The sequence below is a fragment of the Actinophytocola sp. genome (assembly GCF_035762905.1).
GTDB lineage: Bacteria > Actinomycetota > Actinomycetes > Mycobacteriales > Pseudonocardiaceae > DASYTH01.
This window is the reverse complement of the sequence record NZ_DASUCC010000061.1, coordinates 1-15,318: the sequence shown is the minus strand read 5'-3', so window position 1 is coordinate 15,318 and position 15,318 is coordinate 1. Positions and strand designations below refer to the sequence as shown.

Below are 15,318 nucleotides of genomic sequence, written 5' to 3'. Positions count from 1 at the left end.
CACGTCCGGCCACTCGGACGAAACCCCGCACCCATCGGCCCCACCGGCCGGTCGCACCGCACATCGGCGGCCAAAGTACCTGGTCAGTGGCCGGCATGTGAAGAAAACACGGATGGCGGATGAGCCCGTCAGGTGACTGTCTGGACGGCCTACCGAACAACCGTGAATGTCTTCGACGTTTCCGGCAACCGGGCGATGACGCGGAATAGCGCCCCGGCCACGATTGGTGACTCGTGGCGCAGGGGCGCGATTCGACTACGGAGATGTCAGTCCGGGATGGACCGTTGTGCGGTGCCGTTCCCGAGCCGCTGCCAGGCGTCCGGGCTGAGGACCATGCCGGACGGTGTCGTGCCGGCGATCCGCAGCCACAACCGCGGGTTGATCAGCAACAGGACGGCGACGACGAACGTCGGGAGCGCGGCCGGCGGATCCCACCGTGCGGGCAGCAGTTCCTCGGTGCTGCCGGCGTAGCGCCCGCGTCCGGTGAGGATGTTCCACAGTTCGGCGACGACGTCGCGGCGGCGGTGGCCGAGCTCGCCATGGCGAAGCAGGGCCATCAGGGCCATGTGGGTCCGCACGCCGGCCCGCCCGGCGGCCGGCGGCACCGCCGGTTCACCGCGGGACACCGCAACCAGCCGGCCGACCAGGCCGGCCCCGGCGAGCTCGGCGTTGACCGGTTCCACCAGCCGGGGATTGATGTCGATCACCCGGGCGACGCCCTGCCGGTCGACGATCGCGTCCACGGACAGCGCACCGTGCCAGCGAAGCTCGGCCCCGAGCGTGGCGAGCTGGTCCCGCAGCCGCGGCAGGTCGACGGATTCCTTGGCGGCGGCACTGCCCTGCACGCCCTCGTGCACGCGAAGCACGGCGTGCGCGGCGACCAGCTCACCCCGGTCGAAGACCGTCTGCATCAGCACGAACGAGCCGGCCACCGGCCGCTGCACCAGAACCGGCCAGCCCCGGCCGAAGGTGTCGAGCACCTCGGCGCGCCCGGCGAGCCGGTGCAGTGCCTCCGGCCCGTCGACCAGCCACACCCCCCGGCTGCCCGTCGCGACCGGAAGCTTGACATAGCAAGGAAACTCGCCGGTGGCGCGCAGCTCGTCGGCCGAGCTCACCAGGTCGGTTTCCGGCTGCGGCACGCCAAGACGGGTGAGCAGGCGCACCGCCTCCGCCTTGTGCTGCACCCTGGCAAGGGATTCGAAGGGTGGCACGGCGACCCCGACGCCGAGGCCGGCCAACTCCCCCGGATACCGGGACAGCACCGCCACCTGCTCGTGCGTGGGAAGCACCAGGTCGTAGCGTTGGTGGCGCAGCACGTCCAGCAACGCCATGAGGTAGCCGACCGGATCGGACCCGAAGGCCGGGACCTGGTGCCGCCACCGGACCCGGCGGGTGATCGACAGCAGCCCATCCCGCTTCGGTTCCAGCACGCCGACCGAGTGGCCGTGCCGGGTCAGCACGGTGACCATCTCCCGCGCCGACGCGCTGACCGACTCGGTCAGCAGTACCCGAAGCGGTGCAACGGCTACCCGATCACTCATCTCGACCACCTTCGAGCGCAACGGATCCCACGCCGGCACGCCGCACGACCGCCACGATCAGCAGGACCGCACCGCCGAGGAACAGCACCGACATCGTGCCGATGGCCAGCCGGTAGCTCCCGGTGACCTGAACCACCGTCCCGAACACGATCACCCCGAGGGCACCGAGACTGCGGTTGACGATCTCGAACAGACTGAAGTACTCGGCGCTGCGGTCGGCCGGGGTCAGGTTGGCGAACACCGCGCGGGACAACGCGTAGCTCGTGCCGTTCACCAGGCCGACCAGGATGCCGATCACGACCAGGACGGCCATCGCACCGGGCCGCACGGTCACCTGGAGTCCGATCACCACCAACCACACGGCAAGGCTCGCCAGCAGGATGACCGGTGCGCCGAACCGGCTGGCCAGCCGCCCGGCGAGCACGGTGCCCAGCACCGCGCACACGCTCACCATGAGCACCCCGACCACCAGCAGGTCCTGGCCGACGTCCAGTTCCTCGGTGACGAAGGTGGTGCCCTGACTGCTGATCACCAGGATCGCGCTGTTGTAGAGCAGGAACGCCGCCAGGAACACGGCCGCCCGGCGCCGGCCGCGGAACAGCTCGGTCAGCATCCGGCGAAACTCCCCGCTGCCAGCCCGCGCGGAGCGGACCGTCGTACCGGGCAGCACCCGCACCGGAAGCACGGTGAATCCGATCCACCACAGCCCGGCGAGCAGCAGGCAGACCGACGCCGCGGCCGCCTCGGACAGGCCGAGGGCGTCCCGGGCCAGCACCACCGAGATGCTGATCACCAGCAGCACCACGGTGCCGAGGTAGCCGGCCGCGGAACCCCTTGCGGACACCATGGCCCGGTCCCGCGGTGGGGCGATCTCCGGCAGGTAGGTGTCGTACACGACGACCGAGGCGCCCAGCGCCAGCGTGGCCGCCACGAACAGCAGGCCGCCGGCCAGGTAGCTCACCCGGGTCACCAGCGCCAACCCGACCGTGGCCAGCCCGCCGAACACGGCAAGCAGCCCGAGCAACCGGTTCCTCGGCACCCGGTGCGCCATGGCCGCGGCCGCCGGCAGCGCGAACACCTGCAGGATCAGCGATGCCGCGACCAGGAACGGGTAGAAGGACTCGGCGCGAACCGTGAGCCCGAGCGGGTGGACGAAGCCGGCCGGGTCGGCGGCGTCCCTGGTGATGTCGGTCAGGTAGGGACCGAAGAACATCGACGTGACCACGGTGGTGAACACCGAGTTCGCCCAGTCGTAGGCGTACCAGGCGAACCGGACCCTGGATCCGGGTGGCGGCGGCACGGTGGGCTCGGCCGGGTGGACCTCGGCCTGCTGCAGGGTGGTCACCGAATCTCCCCCAACTTCCGATTCGAACTCCGACGGATCCGGTGCCTCACGGCATAGGCTGAGCACAGAGCAGTTCTGATCGCATGATGCCGATCACGTCGGCGGCGTGCTGGTCGGTGTAGAAGTGCCCGCCGGGGAACATGCGGCACTGGAACCGCGCGCTGGTCTGCGTTGCCCACTCGCGAATCTCCCACTCCTCGGCCCGCGGATCGTGGTGTCCGCCGAACGCGGTCAACGGGATGGCGAGGGCCGCCTGCGGCCGGTAGCGGTAGGTCTCGTTGACCGAGAAGTCGGCCCGCAGCAACGGAAGGAACGCCTCGAGCAGCTCCCGGTCGCGCAGCAGCATGTCGGGGGTGCCGCCCATCCGACGCAGTTCGTGGATCAGCCGGTCCACCGGCAGGTCCCGCAGTGGCGTGCGGGTCTCGGCCAGGTGGGGGGCGGTCCGACCCGACACGAACAGGTGAACCGGCGCCGGTGCGCCGATCGCCCGTAGCCGGCGGGTCAGCTCGAACGCCACGAGCGCGCCCATGCTGTGGCCGAACAGCGCGTAGTGCCCGGTGAACTGGTGGCCGAGCTGGGATATGAGGTCATCGACGAAGACGGCGACGTCCCGGTAGGCCGGCTCGCGATATCGCTCGGCACGTCCGGGCGGTTGGACCGGGCACACCGCGATCCGCTCGCCGGCCAGCGCTTGCCAACCGCCGAAGGCCGCCGCGCTGGCGCCCGCGTGTGGGAAGCAGAACAGTCGCGGTTGGGCCGGCGCCGGCTCACCGAGCGGCAGCCACCGGATTCCTGTTGTCGTCATATCCTCACCTCTCCGTGCACCGGGGCAGAATCCGTCCCGATCGGACGCAGGCGCCGGATGTTCAACCGGATCGCCAGGCCGACGACCAGGATGTCGCCGAGCACCTCGCCGACGATGATCGCCGCGATAAACCAGCCGGGCGGCAGCCAGACGAACGCGGCCAGCCGCAACAGTGAACGCACCAGGAAATAGCAGCCCGCAAGGACGGTCGCGTCCCGTGCGGTCCGCAGATAGACCGGGGTCTGCTTCACCTGCGCTGGCACCGAAAGGAAGTCGGGGGTGGCCGAGGTGAACAGCGGGCGTCCGATGAGGACCGTCACCAGCGTGTAGCTGCCCATCAACAGGTCCACCCCGGCCACCGGCAGGAAGAACAGCGGCAGGCTGCGGGAGACCACCGCGACCGCGGCGGACAGGAAGACGAACACCATCACCAGCAAGGCGATGAAGCCGGCGCGTCCGGCCCGCCGGTCGATGACGAACAGCGATGCGGCCGCGAGACAGGCGAGCACCGCACCGAGCTCGACCCCGACCACGGCCGCACCGGCCAGGAACGTCAGACCGGGCAGCATTGTGTTGCGCAGCATCCGGGGCAGGGCGATGACAAGGGCCTGCAGGGTCGCCCGGTTCGTGTCGGGATGCAGCTCGCCCAGCCCCGGCGGCGGCCGTCCCAACCAGCTCACCATTCTCATCCCAGGTTCACCGTCAGATAGTCCGGCCAGCCCTGGATGCGTTCCAGGTCGGATTCCAGCACCAGCTGTGCGCCGTCCCGCTCGACCTCGGTGAAACCGGCGAACGCGAAGGTCACGTACATCACCCGGTTGCGCCCGGTCTCGACGAAGTCCGCGCGGAACACCGCGCCGTCCTGCTTGGCGAGCGACATGAGGTGGTTGAGCAGCACGGTCCCGACACCGCGGGCCATCACCCGGCAGGACATCAGCAGCATGCGCAGGTGCCAGGCGGGCCGGCCGCGCTCGGCCAGCGCCAGGCCGATCGTGCCGTAGCTGCCGTACCGGTCGGTGAGCGAGGCGACCAGCAGCAGGTGATCCGGCGACTGCCGCAGCTCGTCCAACTCGTCGTAGGAGTAGGTCCGGCCGGTGGAGTTGAGCTGGTTGGTGCGCACGGTCAACTCCTCCGCACGCCGCAGGTCCTCCCGTTGCGCCGGCCTGATGGTGAACCGCATGTCCAGGGTGGCCAGGAACTCCTCGCTGGTGCCCTGGTAGTCCTGCTCCTGCCGGTTGCGTTCGACGTCGCTGCGGTACATCAGCCGACGCAGCTTGGACTCGTCGGTGACGAACCGCGGCTCGAACGCCGGGTTCTTCAGCACCGTGTCCACCTCGAGCGCGTCCACGGTGATCACCGCGGGGTGCGCGTGCTCCACCTCGGCCCGCTCGAACGGCTGGTCGTCGACGAACGCGATCGCGTCGATCCCGATGTTGATCGACTTCGCGATCTGCTCGATCGCGGACGACTTCGGGTTCCAGCTGATCTGCGGGTAGAGGAAGTACTCGTCGAGCCCCTCCGCCCGCAGCCGGTCCATCGCCGCGTCGTAGTCGTTCTTGCTGGCGATCGAGTGCAGGATGCCGATGTCGTCCAGCCGGCGGATCTCCGCGACCACCTCCGGCCGCACGGTGACTTCACCTTCCAGCAGGGTGCCGTCCCACAGCGTGTTGTCCAGATCCCACACCACGCACTTGATCCGGCCGCGCTTGGCCAGGGCCCGCGCCCGCGCGTCGGTGGTCGGCTCGACCGTCATCACGCCACCTCCCGGTAGGCTTCTTCGGCAATGGTGGTCTGCTGAAGCTCGGTGCTGCCCTCGATGATTTCCATGATCTTGGCGTCCCGGTAGAGCCGGGCCACCGGATAGTCGGCGCTGCATCCGTTGGCGCCGTGGATCTGCACGGCGTCGCTGGCCGCCGCCGTGGCCGCGGTCGACGCGTGGTACTTCGCCACCCAGGTGGCCATGATGGTGGCCGGATCCCCGGCGTCCTTGAGCCGTCCGGCATGCTCGCACAGCAGCCGGGCCGCCCGGGCGCTGGTGACCATGTCGCTGACCTTGCGGCGGATCAGCTGAAGATCCCGCAACCGTCCATCATGGACAGTGCGCCGCGTGGTGTAGGCGACGCAGGCGTCGAGACAGGCCTGGATGATGCCCACCGAGCCACAGGCCACGCTGTAGCGGCCAAGGTCGAGCGCTCCGGTCATCACCGTGCCCGCGGCCCAACCGGGCGGGCCGAGCCGAGCCTCGGCGCCGACCCGGACATCCCGCAGCACGATCTCGGCGATCATGCTCGACCGGGTGCCGAGCATGTTGGGAATGGGGGTGATCTCGACCCCGTCCGCCGTCCTGGGCACCAGGAAGGCGCTCATCCCCGGACCGGTGCGGGCGAACACCAGCAGCACGTCGGCCACCTGCCCGCCGGTGATCCACTTCTTGTGTCCGTTGATGACCCAGTCGGACCCGTCGGCCACCGCGAGGGTGCCGGCCGCCGACGCGTCGCTGCCACTGTCCGGTTCGGACAGACAGAACACGCCGAACGTGCCGCCGCTGATCAGTTCCGGCAGCCACCGGTCCCGCTGCTCGTCGCTGCCCCAGCGGCCGACCGCCCACGACACCATGCCGTGCACGGTCAACATGCTGCGCAGCCCCGAACAGCCGCGGCCGACCTCCTCGTGGATCCGGCCGAGGGTGACCATGTCGAGTCCGGCACCGCCCTGCTCGACGGGGAGGAACGGGGCCCACAGCCCCAGCTCGCCGACCCGGTCCAGCAGGGTCCGCGGCAGTCGCTCGGACTGGTCGAAGTCGCCGGCGTTCGGTGCGACCTCGGTGTCGACGAACGCCCGCACCTCGGCGAGGATGGCCTCCCGGTCGTGATCGAGGCCCGTGACGGTGCTCATTTCGGTGTCTCCGTCTCGGTCGGTCAGGCGCCGGAGGCCTGGCTCGTCGGCGCGGACAACCGGTGCACGAGCTCCACCATCGCGTTCACCGAACGGAAATGGTCCAGCCTGAGTTCGTCGTTGGGAATCCGGGTGTCGAAGGTCTTCTCGACGAACATCACCAGCTCCATCGCGAACAACGAGTTCACGAAGCCGAGGGCGAAGATGTCCTGGTCGTCGGTGAGCTCGATGGTCGGGTACTTCGCCGTGATGAACCGCCGAAGCTCCACACGCGCTGCGTCGGACATGGTTCCTGCTACCTCCTTCAGATGTCGGAACCGGAACGGACCGCGGTGAGGTGGCCGTTCCGGCCGGCCCGGTCGGCCGATCCTGGTGCGTCGGGGCCGTACCGGTAGAAGCCCTGGCCCGACTTGCGCCCGAGCAATCCGGCGTCGGCCATCTGCTTCAGCAGCGGGCACGGGCGGTACTTGCTGTCCGCGAAGTGTTCGTAGAGCACCTCGATGCTCTGCAGCACGGTGTCCACCCCGATCAGGTCGAGTGTCTGAAGTGGACCCATGGGATGACCGAAGCAGCTTCGGAACACCTCGTCGACGGCCTCGGCCGTGGCGACGCCCTCGTAGACCAGATACGCCGCCTCGTTCATGAACACGTGCGAGATCCGGTTGGAGATGAACCCGCAGGCGTCGTTGACGTCGATCGCCTTCTTGTCCATCGACGCGAGCAGTTCGCGTACCGTGTGCTCCGCCTCGGGTGAGGTGTGGTGGCCGGGGATGAACTCGACGGCCGGCTTCATCGGCACCGGGTTCATGAAGTGCACGCCGGCCACCTGCGCCGGACGCTTCGTCCACGACCCGATCCTGGTGATCGGGATGGCCGAGGTGTTCGCCACGAACACGCAGCCGGGCTGGCAGACCTCGTCGAGCCTGCGGTATAGGTCGCGCTTGAGATCCTCGTCCTCGGGAATGTTCTCGATCACGACCTCGGCGTCGGCCAGCAGCCCCAGGTCGGTGCTCACGGTGATCCCGGCGAGCACCTCGGCCGCGTCGACCGCCGGCCCGCCGAGCATCCGGCTCATCCGGCAGTTCAGCTCGATGCGGTCGAGCGCGGCGCGCAGCGCCTCGTCGCTGATGTCCACCAGCCGTACCGAATGCCCGTACTGCGCCAGGTTCTGTGCGACACCGGCACCCATGATGCCGGCGCCTACCACTCCTACCACGGTCATCGCTCACTCCTTGTCGATCGCGTTCGCGCCGGCCACGACCTTGCTGAGTTCCCGCACCGTCGGATGCTCGATCACGGCGGAGATCGGGACTCCGCCGTAGCTCACCCGGATCCGGCCCATCAGCCGGACCGCGGTCAGCGAATGGCCACCCAGCTCGAAGAAGTCGTCGTTCGCACCGATGTCGTCGATGCCGAGCACGTCGCTCCAGATCTCGGCGATGGCGGCCTCGTGGCCGGGCGCCGGGGGCTCGTACGGGGTGGACAGCGGCGGCCGCGGGTGCCGCTGCTGGACCGCGTCGCCCGCCCGGGCCTCGGCCACGCCGGTCCACTGGGCCAGCCGGGGCAGCAGCGGACCGCTGGAGATCACCAGCTGGCTCACCCGCCCGGCCACCCCGAGCGAACGCTCGAAGATCTCGACGCCCTCGTCCGGGCGCATCCAGTACTCCTTGATGGTGGTGGCCGGCATCGGGTGGTCTTCCTCGTCCCGCAGCCCCCAGCCCTCCCAGTTGATGCTCAGCCACCGGCCGCCCGCGGTCCGCGCGTAGGCGTCCATGCCGGAGTTCGCGGCCGAGTAGGCGGCGAACCCCAGTCCACCGAGGATGGAGGACAGCGAGGACACGGTCATCCGCACCGGGGCGTCGGTGTCGCCGAGCACCTCGTCGAGCACCCGCAAGCCGTCGATCTTGGCCGCGAAGTGGGCCTGGCACTGCGCCTCGGTCATCTCCGCGGCCAGCCCGAAGTACCGCGCGTCGGAGACACCGGCGCCGTGGATCACCGCGTCGATCCGCCCGAACCGTTGCCGGGCCTGGGAAACCACCTCGGCCATCTGGGCCGGGTCGCTGACGTCGGCGGCCACGGCCAGCACCGGCACGCCGAGCTCGCGCAGCCGTTGCACGGTGCGGATGTGCCGGCCGGCCCGATCGCCGTGCGGGTGCCCGGCCAGCACGGCCGGCCAGTCCTGCTCCGGCGGCAGCGGCGTCCGAACGGTGAGCACCAGCCGGCAACCCCTCGTCCTGGCAAGGTGTTCGGCGAGCAGGATGCCGACGTCGCCGAGCCCGCCGGTGATCAGCACGGTGGCACCGTCGGCGAGCGGCCGCTGTTGAGCCACCCCGTCCAGCCGGATCCGCTCGAAGGTCTGCACCCAGCGGTCCGTCCGGCGCAGCGCCACCTGGTCCCGGACGCCGGTGCACGCCTCGGCCACCACCTCCGCCGCGAGCGCGGCCAGCCCGCCGTGCGCGGCCACGCAGCCGGGGACGTCGATGTCGACCAGCCGGCAGTTGATGTTGGGCACCTCCTGCCCGATCACCGGGCCGAGTCCGGCCATCGTGCCCTGCTCGGGATGGCGCAGGTCGCCACCGGTCGCCTCGACGGTCCCCGGCGTGATGAGCACGAGCTCGACCGCTCCGGCCTGCTCCGCCATCGAAAGCGCGCCGGCAAGGGCCCGCGCCGCGTGGAAACCGTGCGCCTGCGCGGTTTCGAACGACTCCGGTGCCGGGCCGAGGGTCCAGGCGTGCAACACGGTGCCCGGCCGGCCGTACTCGGTGATGACGCTGGTGTAGTCGTGCCGTGCGTGGGGTTGAACCGTGACGGTGCGCACGCCCGCGGTGTCCAGGTGCTGGAATCCGGCGCCGGGTCGCAGCACGACCGGATCCGCGCCGAGTTCGGCGAGCCGCTCGGCGACCGCGTCGCCGAGTTCGTCGTCGGCCAGCACCCACCACGGTCCGCGCCCGGCGAGCAGCCCGGCGACGTCGTTGTGCGGCAACGGAACGGTGCGCCATGCCGGGTGGTAGAACCAGTCGCCGAGGTCGCGGTCGGGCGCGGCGCCGAACTGCTGCGGCTCGGGAGCGGCCGGCGCCGCCCGGGCGGCCGGCGGGTCGATCCAGTACCGCTGCCGCTGGAACGGGTAGGTGGGCAACGGAACGCGGCGCCGGTGCCCGTCGTGCAGCGCGGCCCAGTCGATCTCGGTGCCGGCCAGCCACTGCCGGGTCGCGGACTCCAGGTCCCTCGGGACGACCGGCGCACTCGCCGTCGCGTCCGGCGCGGAACGGCGCTGCCGGGCCGGATCGGCCAGGGCGCGGACCGCGTCGTCGAGGTCGGTACAGATCACCGCAAGGCGATGGGTGAAGCCGGCCCGGCTGGCCTGCAGGGTGAACGCCACGTCGGCCAGGTCCAGGTCCGGAGCGCCGGCGAGATGGCGCCGGAGCGCGTCGACGGCGGCGTCAAGGGCCGGCTCGGTGCGGGCGGACAGCACCAGGGCCTGCGGTCCCGCCTCGCTCGGCCGGTCCGGTGCCGGTCCGATCTCCTCGAGCACGATGTGGGCGTTGGTACCGCCGAGTCCGAACGAGCTCACCCCCGCCCGCCGCGGCCACTCCCCCGCCGGCCACGGCCGGTTCTCCGGCAGCACAACGAACTGCGCGGCACCGGTGGCCATCGCCGGGTTGGGCGTGCGGAAGTTGCGGGTGCCGGGCAGCTCGGCGCGGTCCACCGCCATCGCCGCCCTGATCAGTCCGGCCACTCCGGACGCCCGGTCGAGGTGGCCGAGGTCGGGTTTGAGCGAGGCCAGCACGCACGGCGTGGTCGCGTTCGCGCCGCGGAACACCCGGTCCATCGCGGCCAGCTCGACCGAGTCGCCGAGCATGGTGCCGGTCGCGTGGCACTCGACGTAACCGATCGTCTCCGCCGGCACCCCGGCTACCGACTGGGCGTAGCCGATCACCTCGGCCTGGCCGTCGGCGCCGGGCGCGGTGAAGCCGACCTTCGCCCGGCCGTCGTTGTTCGACGCCGAACCGAGCACAACGGCGTAGACGTGATCGCCGTCCCGGCGCGCGTCGGCAAGGCGCTTGAGCGCGACGACCCCCACCCCGTTGCCGATCACGCTGCCGGCGGCGTCGGCGTCGAAGCTGCGCACCAGTCCGTCGGCGGAGAGGATGCCGCCCTCCTCGAACAGGTAGCCGGTGGTCATCGGGACCTCGAGCGAGGCGCCGCCGGCCAGCGCCACGTCGGCGTCGAACGTGAGCAGGCTCTGGATGGCCAGGTGCACCGCGACCAGGGAGGTGGAGCAGAAGGTCTGCACGGCCACCGCCGGCCCGGTCAGCCCGAGCTTGTAGGAGACCGTGTTGCTCAGCGAGTCGCTGTTGTTGCCGACCGCCCACTGCACCGCGGTCGTGCTGGCCATCACGTCCGGGCGGTTGAGCACGTTGACGAACCCGTACTGGCTCACGCCGCAGCCGGCGAAAACGCCGACCCGGCCGGGCATCCGGTTGGGCTGGTAGCCGGCGCTCTCCAGGGCCTCCCAGCAGCACTCGAGGAACAACCGGTGCTGCGGGTCGGTCACCTCGGCCTCGCGCGGGCTGAACCCGAAGAACGCCGCGTCGAAGTGCTCGATGTCGCGCAGCGGCGCCGCCCGGCGCACGTACCGCGGGTCGGCGAGCAACGCCGGTTCCACGCCGGCCGCCAGCAGTTCGTCCTCGGTGAGATCGCGGATCGCGCCGACCCCGGCGGCGAGGTTGTCCCACAGCCCCTTCACATCGTCGGCGCCGGGAAACCGCCCGGACATGCCGACGATCGCAACGACCGAGTCCTCGTCGCGTTCGACCATCGATCACTCACCGCCGCACGTTCTGGTCAACGGAGTTGAATATTTGCCCATGGGTTCACTTCCGCAGCCAACGTTATGGGAGCGGCATCCACGCGGCGTCCACGTTTGAGTAACTCCGCGCGCCGGTCCTCAATTACCGCACAATGGCGTCCGGAGTGGGCGCCCGATGGCACCTGTCCAACTACATTTGAGTCCGCTTATACGCGTTGACCCAATGTGGAGGTATGAATGAGGATTAACCGCTTTTGGCGCCAGGGACTGGCCCGGACGGCGTTCACCCTGTTCGCGGCTCTCGCCGTGCTCCCGGTGAGCGCGGCGACCGGATCCGCGGCGTCCGCGGCGGCGGCCGACTTCGTCGAATGCAGTCAGGGCAGTCTCAGCGTCCGGGTCGACACGGCGACCCGAGCGGTCACCGGCACCGGCAGCGTGAGCCGGTGCGTGGCGCAGGTCAACTTCCAGCTGACGTCCGCGACGATCACCGTCAGCGGCACCGCGACCCAGCTCGCCGGCCTCCTCGTGTCGACGGTCACCACCGAAACGATCAGGTGGAACACCGGGGAAACCACCACCCTGACCGTGCAGCGCTCATATTTCGGCGCCAGCGGCGTCAGCGCGGTAGGTGTCGGAAAGGCCACCGGCGGCGTGCTGTATCCCGCCGACGAGTTCGACAACGGCAACGGCACCCGGAGGAACAACGTCGGATCGGTCTCCCTCACCAACGCGGTCCAACTGATCATGGCGGCGGCATAGTCGTTCAGCGAATTCGCACAATGGCGTGCGCCGCCGGGCCGGCCTTCTGCCGGCCCGGCGGGCCGACGCTGAACGGGGGCGGATCACGCCGTGGCGAGAACGATCGTCTCCGTCACCGGGATCTGCCCGTTGCCGCGCAGCTCGTACAGGGTGACGCAGGCGGCGATCGTGCGGAACAGGTCCGCGAGGTCCCCGTCCCGCAGGCTCACCGCGTCGGCAAGGCAGAGAGCACCCAACCGGATCGCGGTCGCGTTGCCGGGGGCGGGCCGGTCCTGTCCGGGTGGGATCGCCGCGACGAGCGTGAGCCGGTCGGGCAGCTCGCGGGACCATCGCTGATATTCCGCGTCGCTCGGTAGCTGGAGGCTGCCGAATCGTTCCCCCGCGGCGCGGACCAGCTCGGGGAGACTTCCTGGTGCGACGTGACATTCGGCGAGCCGGCTCCTGGCCGAGCCGACGAAGGCCGCCGCGACGACTCCCAGCCAGTCCGCCGGTGCCGGTGCCGGCTTCGGTTCGAGGGCGCGCCGCATGGCATCGGTCAACGCGTGCGCCCAAGCCCAGGCGTCGTCGTTGTCCAGAGCCAGAATCCGGTCGAGTGGGCGACTGTGCGCGTGGGCGCGATCCAGCCTTTCCATGCGTTGGAGCGTGGCATGGAGATCACTTGCCGACCGGCGGGCGAGTGAATGATCCCGGCCGATGTTGTGGACGAGATCGCGGGCAAGTGCCTCTGCGGCTGGGAAGTCCTGGCTCAGGTGTGGCCCGGCCAGATGATGTGCGACACCGAGTTCGTAGGCGATCGCCCTGGCCTGGCCGTGGTCGTGGTCGGGGTCGAGTTTGACGCTCAACGAGGTGCCGATCGATCTGAGCAGCAGTAACCGGGCCATGGTCAGGGCGGCCCGCTGGAAGTCCTTGAGCAGGTGTTCGGCGACCGCATTCGGGGTGATCAGGTGTGGGTGCGGCTGGCCGGGTGGAACCCACAGGCTCGGCCGGCCCGTCTCGCCGTCCGACTGCAGCCACACGCTGTGGGTCGAGGTGCCGAGTGCGCGCTGGACCCCGGAATCGGTGACCTCCGCACGGGTCGGCAACCGGTAGCCCGCCTGACCGATGGTGGAGTTCACCCAGCGAATGAAGTCCTCGGCGTCGGCCGCGCTTGCCCCGGCGACCGGATCGTCCGGGCGGGTGCGGTTCGCGACCGTCGGTGCCGGTGCCGCGTCGACGTCCTGCCGGTACAGCCGGTAGAGGTGGGAGGTGACCGGGTTGACACAGACCCGGGTGTTCCGGCCGGTGCGGACGACCGGGGCCAGATGCCGGGTGAGCGTGACCCCGACCATGAGCCGGCGGCGGGCGGCGCTGGCATCCGACGCCAGCCCGGCCGTCAGCAACCTCTCGAGCTGCGTACGCAACTCCGGGGCGAGCTCGCGACACTGCGCGGCGCAGTCGAAAGCCAGCGACAGTGCGGTCACGGTGTCGGATTTCAGGCAGGCGCGAACGATCGCGTCGGCATCCGACCGCGCGACGTAGAGCAGCGTGGTCTCGCGCCACCAGATGTCGTCGACCCACTTGCAGAGCTCGGGCTCAAGCTCACGGCGTCGGTCCCGGATGTGCTCGGCGGCCAGGTACTCCTGGAACGTCTGGTGGGCGAAGGAGTACACGCCGCTCTCGCGCTCGACGAACAGCCCGTCCCGGCTTTCCTCGGCCAGGACGTCCGCGCCGTTCACCCCATGGGCCATGCGGGACAGCATCGGCCGGATCTGCTCGAGCACGTCATCCACCGGCAGGTCTCGAACGCGCCGTTCCATCATCGCGAACGCGACCCCGCGGAGCAGCGTCTCCCGCTGGTCGCCGCTGAGCGAGCTCGGCAGGTTCCGGACCACCCGGTGCCGCCAGAGCACGACCTCGCAGATGTCGCGGTACAGGTCGACCCGGCTGCCCGGCAACGCACCCCGGTCGCGGTGCACGATGGCGATCATGGTGAGCAGCAACGGGTTGACCGTCAGGTCGTAGAGCGCGGGAGCGCCGTTGAGCCGGTCGAGCAGGTCGGCGGCGGCGGACTCGGCCTGCCGCCTGATGTCCTCGTCCTCCCTGGTGGCGGGGCTGGTGTTGCGCTCGACCGCGAGGTACCAGCTTCGGACGAAGCGGGTGACCTGCTCGTCGCTGAAACCCCGCACCTGCAACACGAGCGCGCCGCCGATTCGGGTGTCCCGGTATCCGTGCCGCCGCGTGGTGATCACGTAGTCGTTGTCGGGATACTGCTTGGTCTGGAGGTCCACCCAGTCGGCGACCATTCTCCGGTCGTCCTGCTGGCCGACCTCGTCCAAGCCGTCGAGCTGGACCACGCAGTCACCGTCGCGCAACCGCTGCTCGAACCAGCCGGGCGGCTCCTTGTCGGCAAGGCTCCCGATCGTGCGCCGGACCAGCGCCGGCAGCGTGATGTCCGGCGCCGCGACGATCGCCGGCGCATGCTCGCGAAGCTGCAACAGGATCGCGATGCTGCGTTTGCGGTCGCGCCGGGATCGGCAGGCCACCCCGGTGACATTGCGCAGCAGCGTGGACTTCCCGCTGCCCGGCACCCCCATCACGACCAGGACGACGGGTTTCGGCCTGCCGAGCAGGTCGAGCAGCATCAGCCGGTCGCCGACGCCCGGCAGCGGGTACCCCAAAATGTCCTGCGGCACATGGTGCGGGGAGCGGTAGGTCAAACTCACGTCGACGAAGACATCGTCCAGCTCAGGGGTGTAGAACCCCACGGTGGCCAGGCTCTTGAGGTCGACAAACCGCATATGCTGGACCATGAACTGCCGGTACCGCTTGTCGAACAACGAAAGCCCACGCACCAGCCCCTCGTCGAGCCGATCCACGGTCCGATCGCTCCACCGTCGCCAGAGCTGCTTGGGAATGATCAACAATCCCGTGCCCGCCACGACCGCAGCGCCCAGGAGCCAGCTCAGCACACTCGCCATCGACCGATCCCTCATCCGCGACGACCTCACCCTACGCAACAACGCGACCACGCGGGTCATTTGCAGGCTGCATGTTGCCGCACGGACATCCCTGTGCCAGGCCGTGTTCCCAAGCCACTGCCCGTCGCTCAGTCCGCCCGCCCACCCACCCGCCCCGGCACAGCTACCAGCGAAACCGGCCGGAGGCCGGCGCCTGCGGCGCCGGC

11 protein-coding genes are annotated in these 15,318 nt (G+C 70.1%); 1 reads left to right on the top strand and 10 read right to left on the bottom strand.

Annotation, left to right across the window (positions count from 1 at the left end; genetic code table 11):
• Positions 1-266: 266 nt before the first annotated feature.
• From VFV67_RS11205 to VFV67_RS11165, 9 genes are read right to left on the bottom strand one after another with little or no spacing between them, the layout of a single operon-like run.
• The gene (locus VFV67_RS11205) at positions 267-1,541 is read right to left on the bottom strand and encodes a hypothetical protein (RefSeq protein WP_326469387.1); all 1,275 of its coding nucleotides are present in this window, start codon (positions 1,539-1,541) and stop codon (positions 267-269) included.
• On the bottom strand, positions 1,534-2,886 hold the full coding sequence (locus VFV67_RS11200; RefSeq protein WP_326469386.1) for an MFS transporter: 1,353 nt from the start codon (positions 2,884-2,886) through the stop codon (positions 1,534-1,536). The genes VFV67_RS11205 and VFV67_RS11200 overlap by 8 nt, the downstream gene beginning before the upstream one ends.
• A 46-nt stretch (positions 2,887-2,932) precedes the next feature.
• Positions 2,933-3,691 carry a thioesterase II family protein gene (locus tag VFV67_RS11195; protein ID WP_326469384.1) on the bottom strand — a complete coding sequence of 253 codons (759 nt, stop codon included), beginning with the start codon at positions 3,689-3,691 and terminating at the stop codon, positions 2,933-2,935.
• Positions 3,688-4,380, bottom strand: a complete 693-nt coding sequence (locus VFV67_RS11190) for a hypothetical protein (RefSeq protein WP_326469381.1) — start codon at positions 4,378-4,380, stop codon at positions 3,688-3,690. Before VFV67_RS11190 ends, VFV67_RS11195 begins: the two co-directional genes overlap by 4 nt.
• Positions 4,377-5,444 carry an HAD-IIIC family phosphatase gene (locus VFV67_RS11185; protein ID WP_326469380.1) on the bottom strand — a complete coding sequence of 356 codons (1,068 nt, stop codon included), beginning with the start codon at positions 5,442-5,444 and terminating at the stop codon, positions 4,377-4,379. Before VFV67_RS11185 ends, VFV67_RS11190 begins: the two co-directional genes overlap by 4 nt.
• Positions 5,444-6,586 (bottom strand): acyl-CoA dehydrogenase family protein, encoded by a 1,143-nt coding sequence (locus VFV67_RS11180; RefSeq protein ID WP_326469378.1) that lies wholly within the window; start codon positions 6,584-6,586, stop codon positions 5,444-5,446. Before VFV67_RS11180 ends, VFV67_RS11185 begins: the two co-directional genes overlap by 1 nt.
• A 23-nt stretch (positions 6,587-6,609) precedes the next feature.
• Positions 6,610-6,873 carry an acyl carrier protein gene (locus tag VFV67_RS11175; protein WP_326469376.1) on the bottom strand — a complete coding sequence of 88 codons (264 nt, stop codon included), beginning with the start codon at positions 6,871-6,873 and terminating at the stop codon, positions 6,610-6,612.
• 17 nt (positions 6,874-6,890) lie between these two features.
• Positions 6,891-7,808, bottom strand: a complete 918-nt coding sequence (locus VFV67_RS11170; RefSeq protein ID WP_326469374.1) for a 3-hydroxyacyl-CoA dehydrogenase family protein — start codon at positions 7,806-7,808, stop codon at positions 6,891-6,893.
• Positions 7,809-7,811: 3 nt separating this feature from the next.
• The gene (locus VFV67_RS11165; RefSeq protein ID WP_326469372.1) at positions 7,812-11,405 is read right to left on the bottom strand and encodes an SDR family NAD(P)-dependent oxidoreductase; all 3,594 of its coding nucleotides are present in this window, start codon (positions 11,403-11,405) and stop codon (positions 7,812-7,814) included.
• Between the two features lie 228 nt (positions 11,406-11,633).
• On the opposite strand from VFV67_RS11165, the gene VFV67_RS11160 reads away from it, so the two are divergent.
• Positions 11,634-12,155, top strand: a complete 522-nt coding sequence (locus VFV67_RS11160; RefSeq protein WP_326469371.1) for a hypothetical protein — start codon at positions 11,634-11,636, stop codon at positions 12,153-12,155.
• An 83-nt stretch (positions 12,156-12,238) separates the two neighbouring features.
• On the opposite strand, the gene VFV67_RS11155 is transcribed toward VFV67_RS11160, so the two are convergent.
• Entirely contained in the window at positions 12,239-15,112 is a 2,874-nt protein-coding gene (locus VFV67_RS11155) for an NACHT domain-containing protein (protein WP_326469367.1), read from the bottom strand.
• Positions 15,113-15,318 lie beyond the last annotated feature (206 nt).

What these genes read in the sequence shown, in the direction of transcription:
- VFV67_RS11205 (WP_326469387.1), bottom strand. Translation starts at nt 1,541, where the DNA reads ATGAGTGATCGGGTAGCCGTTGCACCGCTTCGGGTACTGCTGACCGAG.
- VFV67_RS11195 (WP_326469384.1), bottom strand. Translation starts at nt 3,691, where the DNA reads ATGACGACAACAGGAATCCGGTGGCTGCCGCTCGGTGAGCCGGCGCCG.
- VFV67_RS11190 (WP_326469381.1), bottom strand. Translation starts at nt 4,380, where the DNA reads ATGAGAATGGTGAGCTGGTTGGGACGGCCGCCGCCGGGGCTGGGCGAG.
- VFV67_RS11185 (WP_326469380.1), bottom strand. Translation starts at nt 5,444, where the DNA reads ATGACGGTCGAGCCGACCACCGACGCGCGGGCGCGGGCCCTGGCCAAG.
- VFV67_RS11180 (WP_326469378.1), bottom strand. Translation starts at nt 6,586, where the DNA reads ATGAGCACCGTCACGGGCCTCGATCACGACCGGGAGGCCATCCTCGCC.
- VFV67_RS11175 (WP_326469376.1), bottom strand. Translation starts at nt 6,873, where the DNA reads ATGTCCGACGCAGCGCGTGTGGAGCTTCGGCGGTTCATCACGGCGAAG.
- VFV67_RS11170 (WP_326469374.1), bottom strand. Translation starts at nt 7,808, where the DNA reads ATGACCGTGGTAGGAGTGGTAGGCGCCGGCATCATGGGTGCCGGTGTC.
- VFV67_RS11165 (WP_326469372.1), bottom strand. Translation starts at nt 11,405, where the DNA reads ATGGTCGAACGCGACGAGGACTCGGTCGTTGCGATCGTCGGCATGTCC.
- VFV67_RS11160 (WP_326469371.1), top strand. Translation starts at nt 11,634, where the DNA reads ATGAGGATTAACCGCTTTTGGCGCCAGGGACTGGCCCGGACGGCGTTC.
- VFV67_RS11155 (WP_326469367.1), bottom strand. Translation starts at nt 15,112, where the DNA reads ATGGCGAGTGTGCTGAGCTGGCTCCTGGGCGCTGCGGTCGTGGCGGGC.